The organism is Pseudomonas sp. GW823-FHT02C05 (assembly GCF_058797595.1).
This window is the reverse complement of sequence record NZ_JBXAJU010000001.1, coordinates 1999334-2014488: the sequence shown is the minus strand read 5'-3', so window position 1 is coordinate 2014488 and position 15155 is coordinate 1999334. Positions and strand designations below refer to the sequence as shown.

The window sequence follows — 15155 nt, the reverse complement described above, 5'->3', positions numbered from 1 at the left end:
TGGCATGCGTTGGGTGTGCATCCTGTTCCCGCAATTGGCGCTGGACGCAGTCTTGCGTCAGCGCGCCGAACCCGAGGCGCCCCTGGCGCTGCTCAGTGGCACCCCGCAGCGCCGGGTGATCCAGGCGGTGAACGCCGCCGCTCGCGAACTGGGCCTGCGCCCCGGGCAATCGCTGACCGCCGCCCAGGCCCTGACCAAGGCCTTTGCCAGCGCCGAATACGACCCCCGGCAGATCGAGCACTGGCAGCAGTTTCTTGCGGCCTGGGCCTATGGCTTCAGCTCCCAGGTCAGCGTCGCCTACCCGCGCACCCTGGTGCTGGAGATCGAATCCAGCCTGGGCCTGTTCGGCCCCTGGCCGCAGTTGGAAGCGCGCCTGCGCCGTGAATTGCAGGCCCTGGGCTTTCGCCACCGGATCGTCGCCGCGCCCAATCCGGCGGCGGCCCGAGCCCTGGCCAATGCCTATGACGGCTTGGCGGTGGCCGACTGCGAGGCCCTGGCCCAGGCCCTGGGGGCCATGCCCATCGAGCGCCTGGGGCTGGCCCCGGAGCAGGCCACGGCCCTGTCGCGCATGGGGGTGCGCAGCTTCCAGCAACTGCGGGAGCTGCCCCGGCCCAGCCTGGCCCGGCGTTTTGACGGCAGCTTGCTCAAGCACCTGGATACCCTGCTCGGCGAGCGCCCGCTGGGGCTGGCCTTCTATCAGCCGCCGGACCGCTTCGACCTGCGCATCGAGCTGAATTTCGATGTGCAGTCCCATCAGGCGCTGCTGTTTCCCCTGCGCCGGCTCACCGCGGATCTGGCGGCCTTTCTCTGTGGTCGCGACAGTGGCGTGCAGCGCTTTGCCCTGCACCTGGAGCACGCCGAAGGCGCCGACACCCTGATTCCGGTGGGGCTGCTCAGCGCCGAGCGCGACCCGGCGATGCTGTTCGAACTGGCCCGTGGGCGCCTGGAACAGATCCAGGTGCCGGCGCCGGTGCGCAACCTGCGGCTGGTGGCCGAGGACCTGCCGCTGTTCGTGCCCCAGCACAGCGAGCTGTTCGACGAGCGCCCGCAGCAGAACCTGCCCTGGGAGCAGTTGCGCGAACGCCTGCGGGCGCGCCTGGGGGATGACGCGGTGCAGGGCCTGGGGCATCGCGCCGATCACCGCCCGGAGCGCAGTTGGCAGGCGCAGACCGATTCGCGCCCGTGCCCGGCCACCCCCGGGCTGCGCCGCCCCGGCTGGCTGTTCAGCGAGCCCCAGGTGCTGGGCGAGGGCTCGGTGCGCATCCTCATGGGCCCGGAGCGGATCGAGTCCGGCTGGTGGGACGGTGCCGATGTGCGCCGCGACTACTACCTGATCGAAACCGCCGCCGGCCAGCAAGGCTGGGCCTATCGTCAGGTCGGCGAGCCCGGGCCGCTGCTGTTGCAGGGCTGGTTCGCATGAGCGCCTACGCCGAGCTGCACTGCCTGTCCAACTTCAGCTTCCAGCGCGGCGCCTCCAGTGCCGCCGAATTGTTCCAGCGTGCCAAGGCCCTGGGCTACCAGGCCCTGGCGATCACCGACGAGTGCACCCTGGCGGGGATTGTCCGGGCCTGGCAGGCCTCTCGCGACAGCGGGCTCAAGCTGATCGTCGGCAGTGAAATGCAGGTCGAGGACGGCCCGCGGCTGGTGCTGCTGGTGGAAGACCTGGCGGGTTACCAGGGCCTGTGCCGGTTGATCACCCGGGCCCGGCGCCGGGCCGAGAAGGGCAGCTATCGCCTGCTGCGCGAAGATTTCGCCGAACCCTTGCCGGGGCTGCTGGCTCTATGGCTGACGGGCGCCGGCGAGCCGCTGGCCCAGGGCCGCTGGTTGCAGCAGGTGTTCCCCCAGCGCCTGTGGCTGGCGCTGGAGCTGCATTGCGGCCAGGACGATGCCCGGCACCTGCAACAGCAACTGGCCCTGGCCCGGCAACTGGGGCTGCCAGCCGTGGCCTGTGGCGATGTGCACATGCACGTGCGCGGGCGCCGGGCGCTGCAGGACACCATGACCGCGATCCGCCATCACCTGCCGGTGGCCGAGGCAGGGCAACGCCTGTTCGCCAACGGCGAGCGCCACCTGCGGCCCGTCGAAGTGCTGCAAGGCCTGTACCCCCAGGCCCTGCTCGACGAGTCGCTGGCCATCGCCGGGCGCTGCGCTTTCGACCTCGGCCAACTGCGCTACCAATATCCCCGGGAGCTGGTGCCCGAGGGCCACGATGCCGGGTCCTGGCTGCGGGTGCTGACCCAGCGCGGCATCGTGCGCCGCTGGCCCGCTGGTGCCCGGGCCGAGGTACTGAAGCAGATCGACAAGGAGCTCACGCTGATCTGCGACCTGGGCTACGAGAGTTATTTCCTCACGGTGCACGACATCGTCGACTTCGCCCGGCGCCAGCACATCCTCTGCCAGGGCCGGGGCTCGGCGGCCAACTCGGTGGTGTGTTTCGCCCTCGGCATCACCGAGATCGACCCGGACCGCTCGACCTTGCTGTTCGAGCGTTTCCTGTCGCGTGAACGCAACGAGCCGCCGGACATCGACGTCGACTTCGAGCACGAGCGCCGGGAAGAGGTGCTGCAGTATGTGTTCCAGCGCTATGGCCGGCACCGCGCGGCGCTGACCGCGGTGGTCAGCACCTACCACGGCGCCGGGGCGGTGCGGGATGTGGCCAAGGCCCTGGGCTTGCCGCCGGATCAGGTCAATGCCCTGGCCGACTGCTGCGGCCACTGGAGTGACACGCCGCCCAGCGTCGAGCGCCTGCAGGAGGCCGGGTTCGATCCCCAGAGCCCGGTGCTGCGCCGGGTCCTGAGCCTGACCGGGCAGTTGATCGGCTTTCCCCGGCACCTGTCCCAGCACCCCGGCGGTTTCGTGATTTCCGAGCAGCCCCTGGACCACCTGGTGCCGGTGGAGAACGCGACGATGGCCGAGCGTACGGTGATCCAGTGGGACAAGGACGACCTGGACATGGTCGGCCTGCTCAAGGTGGATATCCTCGCCCTGGGCATGCTCAGCGCCATCCGCCGTTGCTTCGACCTGATCCACGGCTACCGCGGCCAGCGCTACAGCCTCGCCAGCATTCCGCCTGAAGACCCCGCCACCTACGAAATGATCGGCCGCGCCGACACCATCGGCGTGTTCCAGATCGAATCCCGGGCGCAGATGTCGATGCTGCCCCGGCTCAAGCCGCAGAACTTCTACGACCTGGTGATCGAGGTGGCCATCGTTCGCCCGGGGCCGATCCAGGGCGGCATGGTCCATCCCTACCTGCGCCGGCGTAACCGCCAGGAGCCGGAAACCTATCCGTCTCCGGAGCTGGAGGGCGTGCTCAAGCGCACCCTGGGAGTGCCGCTGTTTCAGGAACAGGTGATGCAGATCGCCATTGTCGCCGCCGACTACACCCCGGGCGAGGCCGACCAGTTGCGCCGCTCCATGGCCGCCTGGAAGCGCCACGGCGGCCTGGAACCGCACCGCGAACGGCTGCGCCGGGGGATGAACCGCAATGGCTACAGCGATGAATTCGCGGCGCAGATCTTCGAGCAGATCAAGGGCTTTGGCAGCTACGGCTTTCCCGAATCCCATGCCGCCAGTTTCGCCTTGCTGACCTACGCCAGTTGCTGGCTCAAGTGCCACGAACCGGCGGCCTTCGCCTGCGCCCTGATCAACAGCTGGCCCATGGGCTTCTACAGCCCCGACCAGATCCTCCAGGACGCCCGGCGCCATGGTTTGCAGGTTCTTGCGGTGGATGTGGGCGCCAGTGACTGGGACTGCAGCCTGGAGCCGATTCCTGTCCAGCCTGCACGCGCTGGAAATGGCCCCCCCGGGCAGCCGGCCCTGCGCCTGGGGCTGCGGATGATCAAGGGCTTTCGCGAGGACGATGCCCGGCGCATCGAACGTGCCCGCCGGCAACGGGGCTTTGTCGATATCGCCGACCTGGGCGAGCGGGCCCGCCTGGATGTCCGCGCCCAGGAATTGCTGGCCGATGCCGGCGCCTTGCAGGCGCTGGCCGGGGATCGCTATCGGGCACGCTGGGAAGTGGCCGGGGTGGAAAGACAGCTGGGGCTGTTCGCCGGCCTGCCGAGCCAGGAGGAAGCGCCGGTAGCGTTGCCCCGGCCCAGTGTCGGCGAAGACCTGCAGGCGGATTACCACAGCCTGGGCACCACCCTCGGGCCGCACCCCCTGGCGCTGCTGCGCCCGCAGCTTGCGGCCCGGCGCTGCCGCAGCTCGCGCGACTTGCTGGCGGTGGAGCACGGGCGTTCGGTGAGCGTGGCCGGGCTGGTCACCGGGCGCCAGCGGCCGGGCACCGCCAGCGGGGTGACCTTCGTGACCCTGGAAGACGAGTTCGGCAACGTCAATGTGGTGGTCTGGCGCGACCTGGCCGAGCGCCAGCGCCGGGTGCTGGTGGGCGCGCAGTTGCTCAAGGTCGACGGCACCCTGGAAACCGAGGGCGAGGTGCGCCACCTGATTGCCGGGCGCCTGAGTGACCTGAGCCCGCTGCTGGATGGCATTCACGTACGCAGCCGCGACTTTCGCTGATGTAGCCGCTGCCGAGCCCGGGCGAGGCTGCGAAAAGGCCCGCAGGGCCTTGCTTGGCGGTCTCCCGCCGGAACCCCGGCGTCCTCAAGACCGCCGCGTCTGCTGCGTCGCAATGCCGTCCAAGCCGTTCGTCCGAACGCGGCCCGAGCCTGCGGCAGCGGCTACACGAAACGCGGATCGGCAGTGGCCTGCCGCTTTGCTATCCCCCGAGTCTGTGGCAATGGTTACAGAATGACGCCAAGGTTTTTTATTCCTTTTCGCACTGATGGCGCTTTGGCATAATCGCCGCCGATGATGCCCCCTGCATCAAGTTTCAGAACGCTCGGCCGACGACTTTCGAGCCTGCACAGACTGGGGCCGCAGACGTGCGGCAGGGCGCAAGTGCATCTAGACAGTGCACCCAAATGGATACTCAAGAAGGAACATAGAGTGAGAGTGATCTCGAAGTTGATGTTGTCCGCTGTAGCACTGGCGGTGCTGGCGGGCATGAGCGGTTGCGCCACGGAAAGCTCCCGGGCCTTGCCGGTGGAGAAGGTCCAGAGCGCCAGCCAGGTATGGACCGGAGCCCGGGTGCCGATGGCCGTGGGCAAGTTCGACAACCGCTCCAGCTACATGCGCGGAATCTTCTCCGATGGCGTCGACCGCCTCGGCGGCCAGGCCAAGACCATCCTCATCACCCACCTGCAGCAGACCAACCGCTTCAGCGTGCTGGACCGCGACAACATGGGCGAGATCCAGCAGGAAGCGGCCATCAAGGGCCAGGCGCAGAAGCTCAAGGGCGCGGACTTCGTGGTCACCGGTGATGTCACCGAGTTCGGTCGCAAGGAAACCGGCGACCACCAGCTGTTCGGCATCCTCGGCCGCGGCAAGACCCAGGTGGCCTACGCCAAGGTGGCGTTGAACATCGTCAACATCAGCACCTCCGAAGTGGTCTATTCGACCCAGGGCGCTGGTGAGTACGCCTTGTCCAACCGTGAAGTGATCGGCTTCGGCGGCACCGCTGCCTACGATTCGACCCTCAACGGCAAGGTCCTCGACCTGGCCATGCGCGAGGCGGTCAACCGCATGGTCGAGGCCATCGACGCCGGCGCCTGGAAACCGGGCCGCTGATCACACAGCTGACAGGGAGAAGTGCAAGCATGTCGAAGACGATGATGGCGCGGCCAATGATGGCCGGCGCCTTGCTGGGCTGTGTGCTGCTGGCCGGTTGCAGCGGGCCGAAGACGCTGTACCAGTGGGAAACCTACCAAGCCCAGACCTACGAGTACTTCAAGGGCGAGGAGGCCCGGGAGGCCCAGGTCGAGGCCCTGGAGCGCGACCTGCAGAAGATCAAGTCCACCGGCAAGGCCGTGCCGCCGGGCTACCACGCCCACCTGGGCATGCTCTACGCGAGCCTGGGCAAGGATGACCAGATGGTGCAGCAGTTCAATACCGAGAAGGCGCTGTTCCCCGAATCCGCCTCGTACATGGACTTCCTGCTCAAGAACGCCAAGAAGGGAGCCGCCCAATGAGCCTGATGACCCTGCGCAACCTGCTGGGCCTGTTGGCCGTGAGCCTGCTGGTGGGCTGCGCCGCGCCCAGGAGCGTGGACTACTCGGCCTACAAGCAGGCCCGGCCGAAGTCGATCCTGGTGTTGCCGCCGCTCAATGAATCGCCGGACATCAAGGCTACCTACAGCATGCTGTCCCAGGTGACCTTTCCCCTGGCCGAAGCCGGTTACTACGTGATGCCGATCGCGGTGGTGGACGAAACCTTCCGCCACAACGGCCTGACCAACCCGGCGGACATCCACGGCCTGGCGCCGGCCAAGCTCAACGAGATCTTCGGCGCCGATGCCGGCCTGTACATCACGGTCAAGGAATACGGCACCAGCTACATGCTGATCAGCAGCGCCACCGTGGTCACCGCCAGCGCCACCCTGGTGGACCTGAAGACCGGCACCACGTTGTGGACCGGCAGTGCCCGTGCCTCCAGTGAGGAAGGCAACAACGGCAACAACGGTGGCCTGGTGGGCATGCTGATCACCGCTGCGGTGAAGCAGATCATCAACACCAGCACCGACGCCGGCCATCCGATTGCCGGCATCACCAGCCAGCGCTTGCTGTCGGCCGGGCAACGCACCGGCTTGCTGTACGGTCCGCGTTCGCCGAAATACGGCACCGACTGAGGGGCAGTGAGCGGGCAATCCGCTCTTTTTCAGGCGGCGCCTGTCGGCGTCCGCCTGGAACCCGGGCCATCGCCTATTCTGTCTGTGCAGTCGCGCGAAGGGCGTTGCCCGACGGCATGGCCGACCAGTGGCGAAGCCGATCCCGGCCCTGGTGAAACCATCCGCGTGCACCGTGCTCAAAGGCTCTGGAGGCTGCGTCGCGGCCTCTTGAAAACCCACGCTGTGCCACGTTCTTCGTAGAGTCCGCTCATGCCGTTCTTATCTGATCATCACGGGTGCCAGGGGTGGAAGGGCGAAATGGCCGAGCGCATCCGTGCCTTCGACTGGTCCGCCACCAGCCTCGGGGCGTTGCAGCACTGGAGCCACAGCCTGTGCAGCACGGTGCAACTGATGCTCGGCTCGCCGCTGCCGATGGTGATGCTCTGGGGCCCCCTGGGCTACATGATCTACAACGATGCCTATGCCGAGTTCGCCGGCGGCCGCCATCCCTACCTGCTGGGCTGCGCCGTGGAGATGGGCTGGCCGGAGGTCGCCGAGTTCAACCGCGGGGTGATGAACACCTGCCTCAGCGGCGGCACCCTGTCCTATCACAACAAGGAACTGGTGCTGCTGCGCAACGGGGTGCCGGAAGACGTCTGGATGGACCTCTACTACAGCCCGGTGGCGGGGGACGACCAGGCTCCGGCCGGGGTCATCGCCATTGTCGTGGAAACCACCGCCCATGTGATTTCCGAGCGCCGCCGCCAGGCCGCGGAGGCCGCCTACCGGGCGGAGAACGAGCGCGTGCAGCTGGCGCTGAATGCCGGTGCGTTGCTGGGCTCCTTCGTCTGGGACGTCCAGGCCGACGTGCTGTCTTGCGACGAGCGTTTTGCCCGGACCTTTTCCTACCCGGCGGACCAGCCCCTGGACAACCTGCCGATCGATATCACCGAAAGCCGCATCCACCCCGATGACCTGCCGCGCATCAAGGAACTGGCCCAGTACAGCGTGACCCAGGGCGGGCCCTACAACGCCGAATACCGGGTGCGCCGCGAGGACGGCAGCTACACCTGGGTGCTGGCCTGTGGCCGTTGCGAGTTCGACGAGTCGGGCCAGGCCTTGCGTTTCCCCGGGGTGCTGATCGATATCCAGGAGCGCAAGATCGCCGAGGAAGCCCTGCGCCAACTGACCCGCAACCTGGAGCAGCGGGTGCTGGAGGAGGTCAACGCGCGGCTCAGCGCCGAGGAGCAACTGCGCCAGGTGCAGAAACTCGAAGCCATTGGCGGCCTGACCGGCGGCGTGGCCCATGATTTCAACAACCTGCTGCAGGTGATCGCCGGCAACCTGCATCTGCTGTCCCGTCACGAAGCGGGCAACGCCAATGTGCAGCGGCGCACGGCCGCCGCGCTGACGGCGGTGGAGCGCGGCGCCAAGCTGTCGAACCAACTGCTGGCCTTTGCCCGGCGCCAGCCGCTGTCACCGGCCAGCTACAACCCGCGGCACCTGTACGAGGGCCTGGGGGAGTTGCTGCAGCGGGCCCTGGGCGAAACCATTTGCATCGATGTGCAATTGCCCGCCGAGCCCTGGTGCATCCATGTGGATCGCAACCAGTTGGAAAACGCCGTGCTCAACCTGGCGATCAATGCCCGGGATGCCCTGGGCGGCGAGGGGCGGATCCTCATCAGCGCCGAGAACCAGGTGCTGGATTCGCGCTTCTGCGCCGGCAAGGGCATCGTTGCCGGCGAGTACCTGTGCCTGAGTGTGGCTGACGATGGCCCGGGCATGCCCGCCGAGGTGCTCAAGCAGGCCTTCGAACCCTTCTTCACCACCAAGGCCGACGGTCATGGCACGGGCCTGGGCTTGAGCATGGTGTTCGGTTTCGTCAAGCAGAGCGGCGGCCATATCGAGATCTTCAGCAGCCCGGGGCAGGGCACCCGGGTGCAGATGTACTTTGCCCGCAGTGCCGAACCTTCGCTGCAGCAGGCGCCGCGCCCGGGTCAGCGAGCGGGTGGTGGCGAGGAAAGCATCCTGGTGGTGGAGGACAACGCCGAGGTGCGCAGCGCCGCGGTGGAAATGCTCGAACACGAGGGCTACCGGGTGCGCACCGCGAGCAATGGTGACGCTGCCATGCAACTGCTGCTGGACGGGCTCAAGGTCGATCTGATCTTCACCGACGTGGTGATGCCCGGTCTGATCAAGAGCACGGACCTGGCCACCTGGGCCAAGACCCAGGCACCGCCGATCGCGGTGCTGTTCACCTCGGGGCACACCCGCGACATGATTTCGCGCAACCACCAGCTCAGCCCCGACACCCACCTGCTGAGCAAGCCCTACGGGCCTGCAGACCTGAGCGCCATGGTGCGTTCGGTGCTGGAGGCCTGAGCGGCGCCTGGCGCCAAGTGTGAAGCAGCGCATAAAAATCCCCAGGGGGCGACGACAAACTGGCGTCAAACTTCTACGCTGCATGAAGTTGAATGAACTTGTACGTTTTTTCTGCTGACCAAGGACAGGGGCATTGACCGCCTGATCCCATAACAACAAACGTCGTCTTGCGCGGTTTTTCTTCTCAACCTTTTTTGGATGCTCCGCCGTGATCTCCACCCTTGAACTGCGCAGAATCGTTGAAACCAGCTTCCTGCCCCTGCATTGCCAGTGCACCGTCGGCCACGACGGGGCCATGACTGTGCGCATCTGCGACCCCGCCAGCGGGCGCGTCGACCTGTTGGTTACCGGCATCGCCACCCGCGGCCTGACCAGCTCCCGGGCGCTGTCGGAGCTGATTGCCGAGTTGCGCTACGACCTCCAGCACACCCGCCTGAGCACCGAGCAGCAAGCCCGCCGCCAGCACGGTCGCTGAAGCGCCAGGGAACATTGCGCCGGGGGCGAGGCTCGAACCCCGGGTACGCGCGTCGATCTTCCACGGGGCTTGCCTCGGGCCTCGGACCTTGTGTGATGATCGCGCTTCGACTGTTCGCGGTTCTCGACATAAGGCTGGTTCATGACTGCTTCCCGTAGCCCCTCCGATGCTTCCCAGGCGAGCCCTTCGTCCTTTCCAGCCAGCGGTTTTGTCCGGGTGCGCGGCGCCCGCGAGCACAACCTGAAGAATGTCGACGTGGACATTCCCCGGGATGCGCTGGTGGTGTTCAGTGGGGTGTCGGGCTCGGGCAAGTCGTCCCTGGCGTTCTCCACCCTGTATGCCGAGGCCCAGCGTCGCTACTTCGAATCGGTGGCGCCCTATGCCCGGCGCCTGATCGACCAGGTGGGGGTGCCGGATGTCGACCGCATCGACGGCCTGCCGCCGGCGGTGGCCCTGCAACAGCAGCGCGGCACTCCCAGCACGCGCTCTTCGGTGGGCAGCGTGACCACCTTGTCGAGCCTGGTGCGCATGCTCTATTCCCGGGCCGGTAGCTACCCGCCGGGGCAGCCGATGCTGTATGCCGAGGACTTTTCGCCGAACACGCCCCAAGGCGCCTGCCCGGAATGCCATGGCCTGGGGCGGGTCTATGAGGTCGACGAAGCGAGCATGGTTCCCGACCCTTCGCTGACCATCCGCCAGCGCGCCGTGGCCTCCTGGCCCCTGGCCTGGCAGGGACAGAACCTGCGGGACATCCTGGTGACCCTGGGCTACGACGTCGACATCCCCTGGCAGCAACTGCCGAAAAAGCAGCGTGACTGGATCCTCTTCACCGAAGAAACCCCCACAGTACCGGTGTACGCCGGGCTGACCCCGGAACAGACCCGCGAAGCCCTCAAGCGCAAGCAGGAACCCAGCTACATGGGCACCTTCAGCGGCGCCCGGCGCTATGTGCTGCACACCTTCACCCACACCCAGAGCGCGCTGATGAAAAAGCGTGTGTCGCAATTCATGCGCGGCAGCCCGTGCCCGCTGTGCGAGGGCAAGCGGCTCAAGCGCGAGGCCCTGGGGGTGACCTTTGCCGGGCTGGATATCGGCGAGCTGGCGCGCCTGCCGCTGCTGCAACTGGCCGAGGTGCTGCGGCCGGTGGCGGCGGCAGATTACCTGGAGCAGGCGCCCGCCGATGATCCGGTGCTGAGCCACGCCCAGACCCGTGCCGCGCGTCAGCAGCGCCATGCCCAGGGCGCCCCGGAGCATCGTGGCGCGCCGGATGTGCGGCATACACCGAACCTGTCCCTGGAAAAGCGCCTGGCCGCCCAGCGCATCGCCCAGGACCTGCTGGAGCGGGTCAGCACCCTGACCGACCTGGGGCTGGGCTACCTGGCCCTGGAGCGCAGCACGCCGAGCCTGTCTTCCGGTGAGTTGCAGCGCCTGCGCCTGGCGACCCAGCTGGGCTCGCAGCTGTTCGGGGTGATCTATGTGCTGGACGAGCCCTCGGCAGGCCTGCACCCGGCGGATGCCGAGGCACTGTTCGAGGCCTTGCAGCGGCTCAAGGCCGCCGGCAACTCGCTGTTCGTGGTGGAGCACGATGTGCAGACCATGCGCCGTGCCGACTGGCTGGTGGACGTGGGCCCGGCGGCGGGAGAGCGTGGCGGCCAGGTGCTGTACAGCGGCCCGCCGGCCGGCTTGGCCGAGGTGGCGCAGTCCCAGACCCGGGCCTACCTGTTTCCCGAGCAGGCCCCGGCCCGGCGTACCCCGCGCCCGCCCCGGGGCTGGCTGCGGCTGGAAGGTATCAGCCGCAACAACCTCAAGGAGCTGGACGCCGAGTTTCCCCTGGGCTGCTTTACCGCGGTGACCGGGGTTTCCGGTTCCGGCAAGTCGAGCCTGGTGAGCCAGGCCCTGCTGGAACTGGTGGGCGCGCACCTGGGCAAGGCTTCGGCCAGCGATGAGGCGCCGGAGCTGGACCTGGCGGACGACGCACCGGTCAGCAGCGGCGGGCGGGTGGTGGCCGGCATGGAGCAGATCAAGCGCCTGGTACAGGTGGACCAGAAACCCATCGGCCGCACCCCGCGTTCCAATCTCGCGACCTACACCGGGCTGTTCGATCAGGTGCGCAAGCTGTTCGCCGCCACCGACGAGGCCCGGGAGCGGGGCTTCGACGCCGGGCAGTTTTCCTTCAACGTGGCCAAGGGCCGTTGCCCGGCCTGCGAGGGCGAGGGCTTTGTCAGCGTCGAGCTGCTGTTCATGCCCAGCGTGTTCGCCCCGTGCCCGACCTGCCATGGCGCGCGCTACAACCCCCAGACCCTGGCCGTGACCTGGCAGGGCCTGAACATCGCCCAGGTGCTGCAATTGAGTGTCGAGCAGGCCTTGCCGGTGTTTTCCGAACAACCGGGCATCCGCCGCGCCCTGGAAGTGCTGCGCGACATCGGCCTGGATTACCTGCGCCTGGGCCAGCCGGCCACCGAGCTGTCCGGCGGTGAGGCGCAGCGCATCAAGCTGGCCACCGAGCTGCAGCGCACCGCCCGGGGCGCCACCCTGTACGTGCTGGACGAGCCCACCACCGGCCTGCACCCACGGGATGTGGACCGTCTGCTGGAGCAACTGGACAAACTGGTGGCCGCCGGGCACAGCCTGGTGGTGGTGGAGCACGAAATGCGCGTGGTGGCCCAGGCCGACTGGGTGATCGATATCGGCCCTGGAGCCGGCGACCAGGGCGGCACCCTGGTGGCCTGCGGCACCCCGCACCAGGTGGCAAAGCAGCGCACTAGCCGCACCGCGCCCTTTCTTGCCCAAGCGCTGGGCGGACGTTGATCCAGGGCAAAAGTGGCGACGAACGGTTACCGCTGGTCTGATTGGCGGTCGACAGACCCGGTCCGGCGAGGCCATTCTGATAACCGGCAGGGGCGTGATGACGCCCTTGCTGCCGATCAACCACGGAGGTGTTCCATGCCGGTGACCCACGACCTTTACCAGGACCTGAGCTGCAGTAAAGAAGACATTCAACAGCGTCGGGCCAGTGACCCCCACCTGAATGCGCTGTTCGACAAATACACCAGCATCGACGATCAGGTGCTCAAGGCCGAAGCTGCCGCTGCCGCAGACGACGAACTGAAGAAACTCAAGGAAAAACGCCTGCTGATCAAGGATGAGATCGCCGGGAAACTCACCGCCGGTTCCTGACCCCCCTGTAGCAAAGACGCTCGCAGTAGCAAGGAGCTTGTTGTGGCAAGGGAGCTTGCTCCCGCTGGGCGGCATAGCCGCCCAGACGCCCGCCGGGCTGTCCCCACCCCAAGCTGCAACGCCCCCAGCCTCAAGGCGCCAGCGCCTCCTTCAACGACAACCGGGCCATGTGCCTGGCCGTCAGCGACCCCAGGTACAAGGCATCGCCATATTCGCGCACCGTGGTGATCGGCGAGTAGTTGCCGCTGCTGCCATCCTGCAGGTTGGCGATCACCCGGCCCTGGGTATCCAGGCCCAGCACGAAGCCGCGTTTCTCCACCGGCTTGGGCAATACCGTCATCGCCCGCACCAGCATCTTGCGCACGAAGGGGTAGGGCGCGGTGGCGTCGAGCAACGGGTTGCGCGGTGCGTACAGGGCCACCCAGAAACGCCCGGCGCCATTGAAGCTCAGGTTGTCCGGCAGCCCCGGCAGGTTGTCGATGAACAGGTCGTGGCTGCCGGCCTTGTCACCCTTGAGCCAGTAGCGGCTGATGCGGTAGGCGCCGGTTTCATTGACCAGCACATAGGCCTCGTCCGGCCCCAGGGCAATGCCGTTGGCGAACTCCAGGCGGTCCAGCAGCACCTCGGTGGTGCCGCTCTGGAAGTCGTAGCGCAGCAGGCGGCCATCGGCGCCGTGCTCGATCACCGCTTCGCCGTCATGGCCATAGCCCCAGCGGCTGGTGGCGTCGCTGAAGTAGGCGTAGCGCCCTGCGGCATCGACCGCCACATCGTCGGTAAAGCCGAACTTCAGGCCGTTGGCCTCGGTGCTCAGGGTCTGCAACTGGCCCTGGCTGTCCAGGGCCAGCAGGCCCTTGATGGCATCGGCGATGATCAGGCGCCCGTCCGGGTGCCGGGCCAGGCCCAGGGGCCGGCCGCCGGTATTGACCAGCACTTTGAGCGCACTGCCGTCGAGGCTGCTCTGGATCACCCGGCCGTCATGCAGGCCGCTGAGCAGTTGTTCGTGTTCCAGCAGCAGGGCTTCGGGGCCGTCGATGTCCCGGGCGCCCACCGGCTGCACGGCCTTGAGCTTCTGGTTCTCGGCAAACGGCCCCTGGCTCAGGGACGGCGCCGGCGCCGGGTTCCAGGCCACCGGCTGGACCCTGGTCGGCATCAGCAGCAGGAAGGCCAGGACGGCCAGCAGCACCAGCAGGACAATCCGCAGGCCGCTGAAGCGGCGGGGGGCAATCTGATTCATGCAATGACTCCTGTCGGGGCTGCCTCAGGACGGGCGGCCGGGGGCCTCGGTGGCGGGCAGCGGGATAGCTTGCTGGGCCATCTCGCACAATGCCAGCAATGAGGCGGCGGATTCCCGTTCTATCCGTCGCTTGAATAACAGCTGATTGCCCAGGCGCATCAGCAGGTTGTCAAAGCCGTACTCCAGGGTCCGTACGAAGCGCGTGTGCTGCGCCCCCAGGGGCTGGCATTCGTAGGTCACCTGCAGGTGCAGGCCGTGATCGCCCCGGGCGCTGGCACGCCAGCGGTGCCCCGGCAGGTACTCCTCGACCGTCCAGCTCAGGTGGCCGCTGCGCCCGCCGGCATGGATGTCTTCCTCGAAGCCTTGCCCGGCGAACAGCGGGCCTTCGTCGCCCTCGACCTTGAGCGAGGAGGGGTGCCACTGTGGCCAGAGCCGCGAGCTGGCGGCATAGGCCAGGGTGCTGGCGGCGCTGCGGGGGATGTCGACCTGGTGCTGCATGCGGGTCATGGGCGTGGCCTCGTCAGGGGAGGAACTAACGGCTGGCGGCTCTTGCGGTTGCCAGTGCAGGGTACCGAACAGCCAGTCCATCAGCGGCAGGACAATATTGAAGTTGCGCTCCTGCATCAGCTCGCGGCGGTGATGCAGTTCGTGCAGGCGGCGCATCTGCCGTACCCAGGGCAGGCGCGCCAGGGGGTGATTGGCGGGCAGGTGCTCGCAGGCATGGAACACCTCGTAGGCCAGGTAGCCGAGCAGGGTGCAACTGGCGAACAGCGCCGCCACGTTGCCATTCCACAGGCGCAGCAGCGCCCACAGGGGCAGGGCGAAGAGCAGGCTGTGCACCACGATCAGCCAGGCCGGAAACAGAATCACCCGCCAGTCCCGGTAGCCTTCATAGGCCATCAGCCCGGGGGCGAAGAAGCTGTGGTGGTCGCCGGTATGACGGGCATAGAACATCCGCGCGAAGCGCTGCTTGTGATGCCCCAGCCAGCGGTGCACCACGTAGATGCACAGGTTGAAGAACAGTAGCGCCAGCGGCACCGCCAGCCATTCCAGGGGCTGCACCTGGCTCAGGGTGCTGCATAGCAGGCCGATGCACAGCAGGCCATAGGCCAGGACAAAGCCGCCATGCAGCCAGGGGTTGTAGCGCGGACTGACCGCCGCTCGGTATTGCTGACGAAAGTGCTGGGTGGTTTCTCGCACGGCCCGATTCCCGTTGTTGT

11 protein-coding genes are annotated in these 15155 nt (G+C 67.3%); 9 read left to right on the top strand and 2 right to left on the bottom strand.

The annotated features are described in order from the left end of the window. Positions 1-4 precede the first annotated feature (4 nt). The 9 genes from AC1RGE_RS08940 to AC1RGE_RS08900 all read left to right on the top strand — a co-directional run bounded on the left by AC1RGE_RS08940 (position 5) and on the right by AC1RGE_RS08900 (position 12701). The gene (locus AC1RGE_RS08940) at positions 5-1420 is read left to right on the top strand and encodes a Y-family DNA polymerase (protein WP_041752360.1); all 1416 of its coding nucleotides are present in this window, start codon (positions 5-7) and stop codon (positions 1418-1420) included. Further along, the gene (locus AC1RGE_RS08935; RefSeq protein WP_492584031.1) at positions 1417-4521 is read left to right on the top strand and encodes an error-prone DNA polymerase; all 3105 of its coding nucleotides are present in this window, start codon (positions 1417-1419) and stop codon (positions 4519-4521) included. Before AC1RGE_RS08940 ends, AC1RGE_RS08935 begins: the two co-directional genes overlap by 4 nt. A gap of 450 nt (positions 4522-4971) precedes the next feature. Next, complete coding sequence (locus tag AC1RGE_RS08930; protein ID WP_015636114.1) at positions 4972-5631, top strand: CsgG/HfaB family protein; 660 nt, start codon at positions 4972-4974, stop codon at positions 5629-5631. Positions 5632-5660: 29 nt separating this feature from the next. Then, positions 5661-6032: a DUF4810 domain-containing protein gene (locus AC1RGE_RS08925; RefSeq protein ID WP_011061970.1), complete on the top strand. Its 372-nt coding sequence runs from the start codon at positions 5661-5663 to the stop codon at positions 6030-6032. A gap of 5 nt (positions 6033-6037) precedes the next feature. Continuing rightward, a complete protein-coding gene (locus AC1RGE_RS08920; RefSeq protein ID WP_169893267.1) occupies positions 6038-6688 on the top strand; it encodes a DUF799 domain-containing protein in 651 nt (216 codons plus the stop codon). Positions 6689-6937: 249 nt separating this feature from the next. Continuing rightward, a complete protein-coding gene (locus AC1RGE_RS08915) occupies positions 6938-9049 on the top strand; it encodes a hybrid sensor histidine kinase/response regulator (protein WP_492584029.1) in 2112 nt (703 codons plus the stop codon). A gap of 208 nt (positions 9050-9257) precedes the next feature. Beyond that, complete coding sequence (locus tag AC1RGE_RS08910; RefSeq protein WP_011061967.1) at positions 9258-9524, top strand: DUF1652 domain-containing protein; 267 nt, start codon at positions 9258-9260, stop codon at positions 9522-9524. 141 nt (positions 9525-9665) lie between these two features. Continuing rightward, on the top strand, positions 9666-12332 hold the full coding sequence (locus tag AC1RGE_RS08905) for an ATP-binding cassette domain-containing protein (protein WP_492584027.1): 2667 nt from the start codon (positions 9666-9668) through the stop codon (positions 12330-12332). Positions 12333-12467: 135 nt separating this feature from the next. Beyond that, positions 12468-12701: a DUF465 domain-containing protein gene (locus AC1RGE_RS08900; protein WP_015636110.1), complete on the top strand. Its 234-nt coding sequence runs from the start codon at positions 12468-12470 to the stop codon at positions 12699-12701. Positions 12702-12831: 130 nt separating this feature from the next. Here the strand turns inward: AC1RGE_RS08900 and AC1RGE_RS08895 are convergent, their stop codons facing one another. Next, entirely contained in the window at positions 12832-13935 is a 1104-nt protein-coding gene (locus tag AC1RGE_RS08895) for an SMP-30/gluconolactonase/LRE family protein (RefSeq protein ID WP_011061965.1), read from the bottom strand. A 24-nt stretch (positions 13936-13959) separates the two neighbouring features. Beyond that, positions 13960-15135: an SRPBCC family protein gene (locus AC1RGE_RS08890; RefSeq protein WP_492584025.1), complete on the bottom strand. Its 1176-nt coding sequence runs from the start codon at positions 15133-15135 to the stop codon at positions 13960-13962. Positions 15136-15155: the final 20 nt, after the last annotated feature.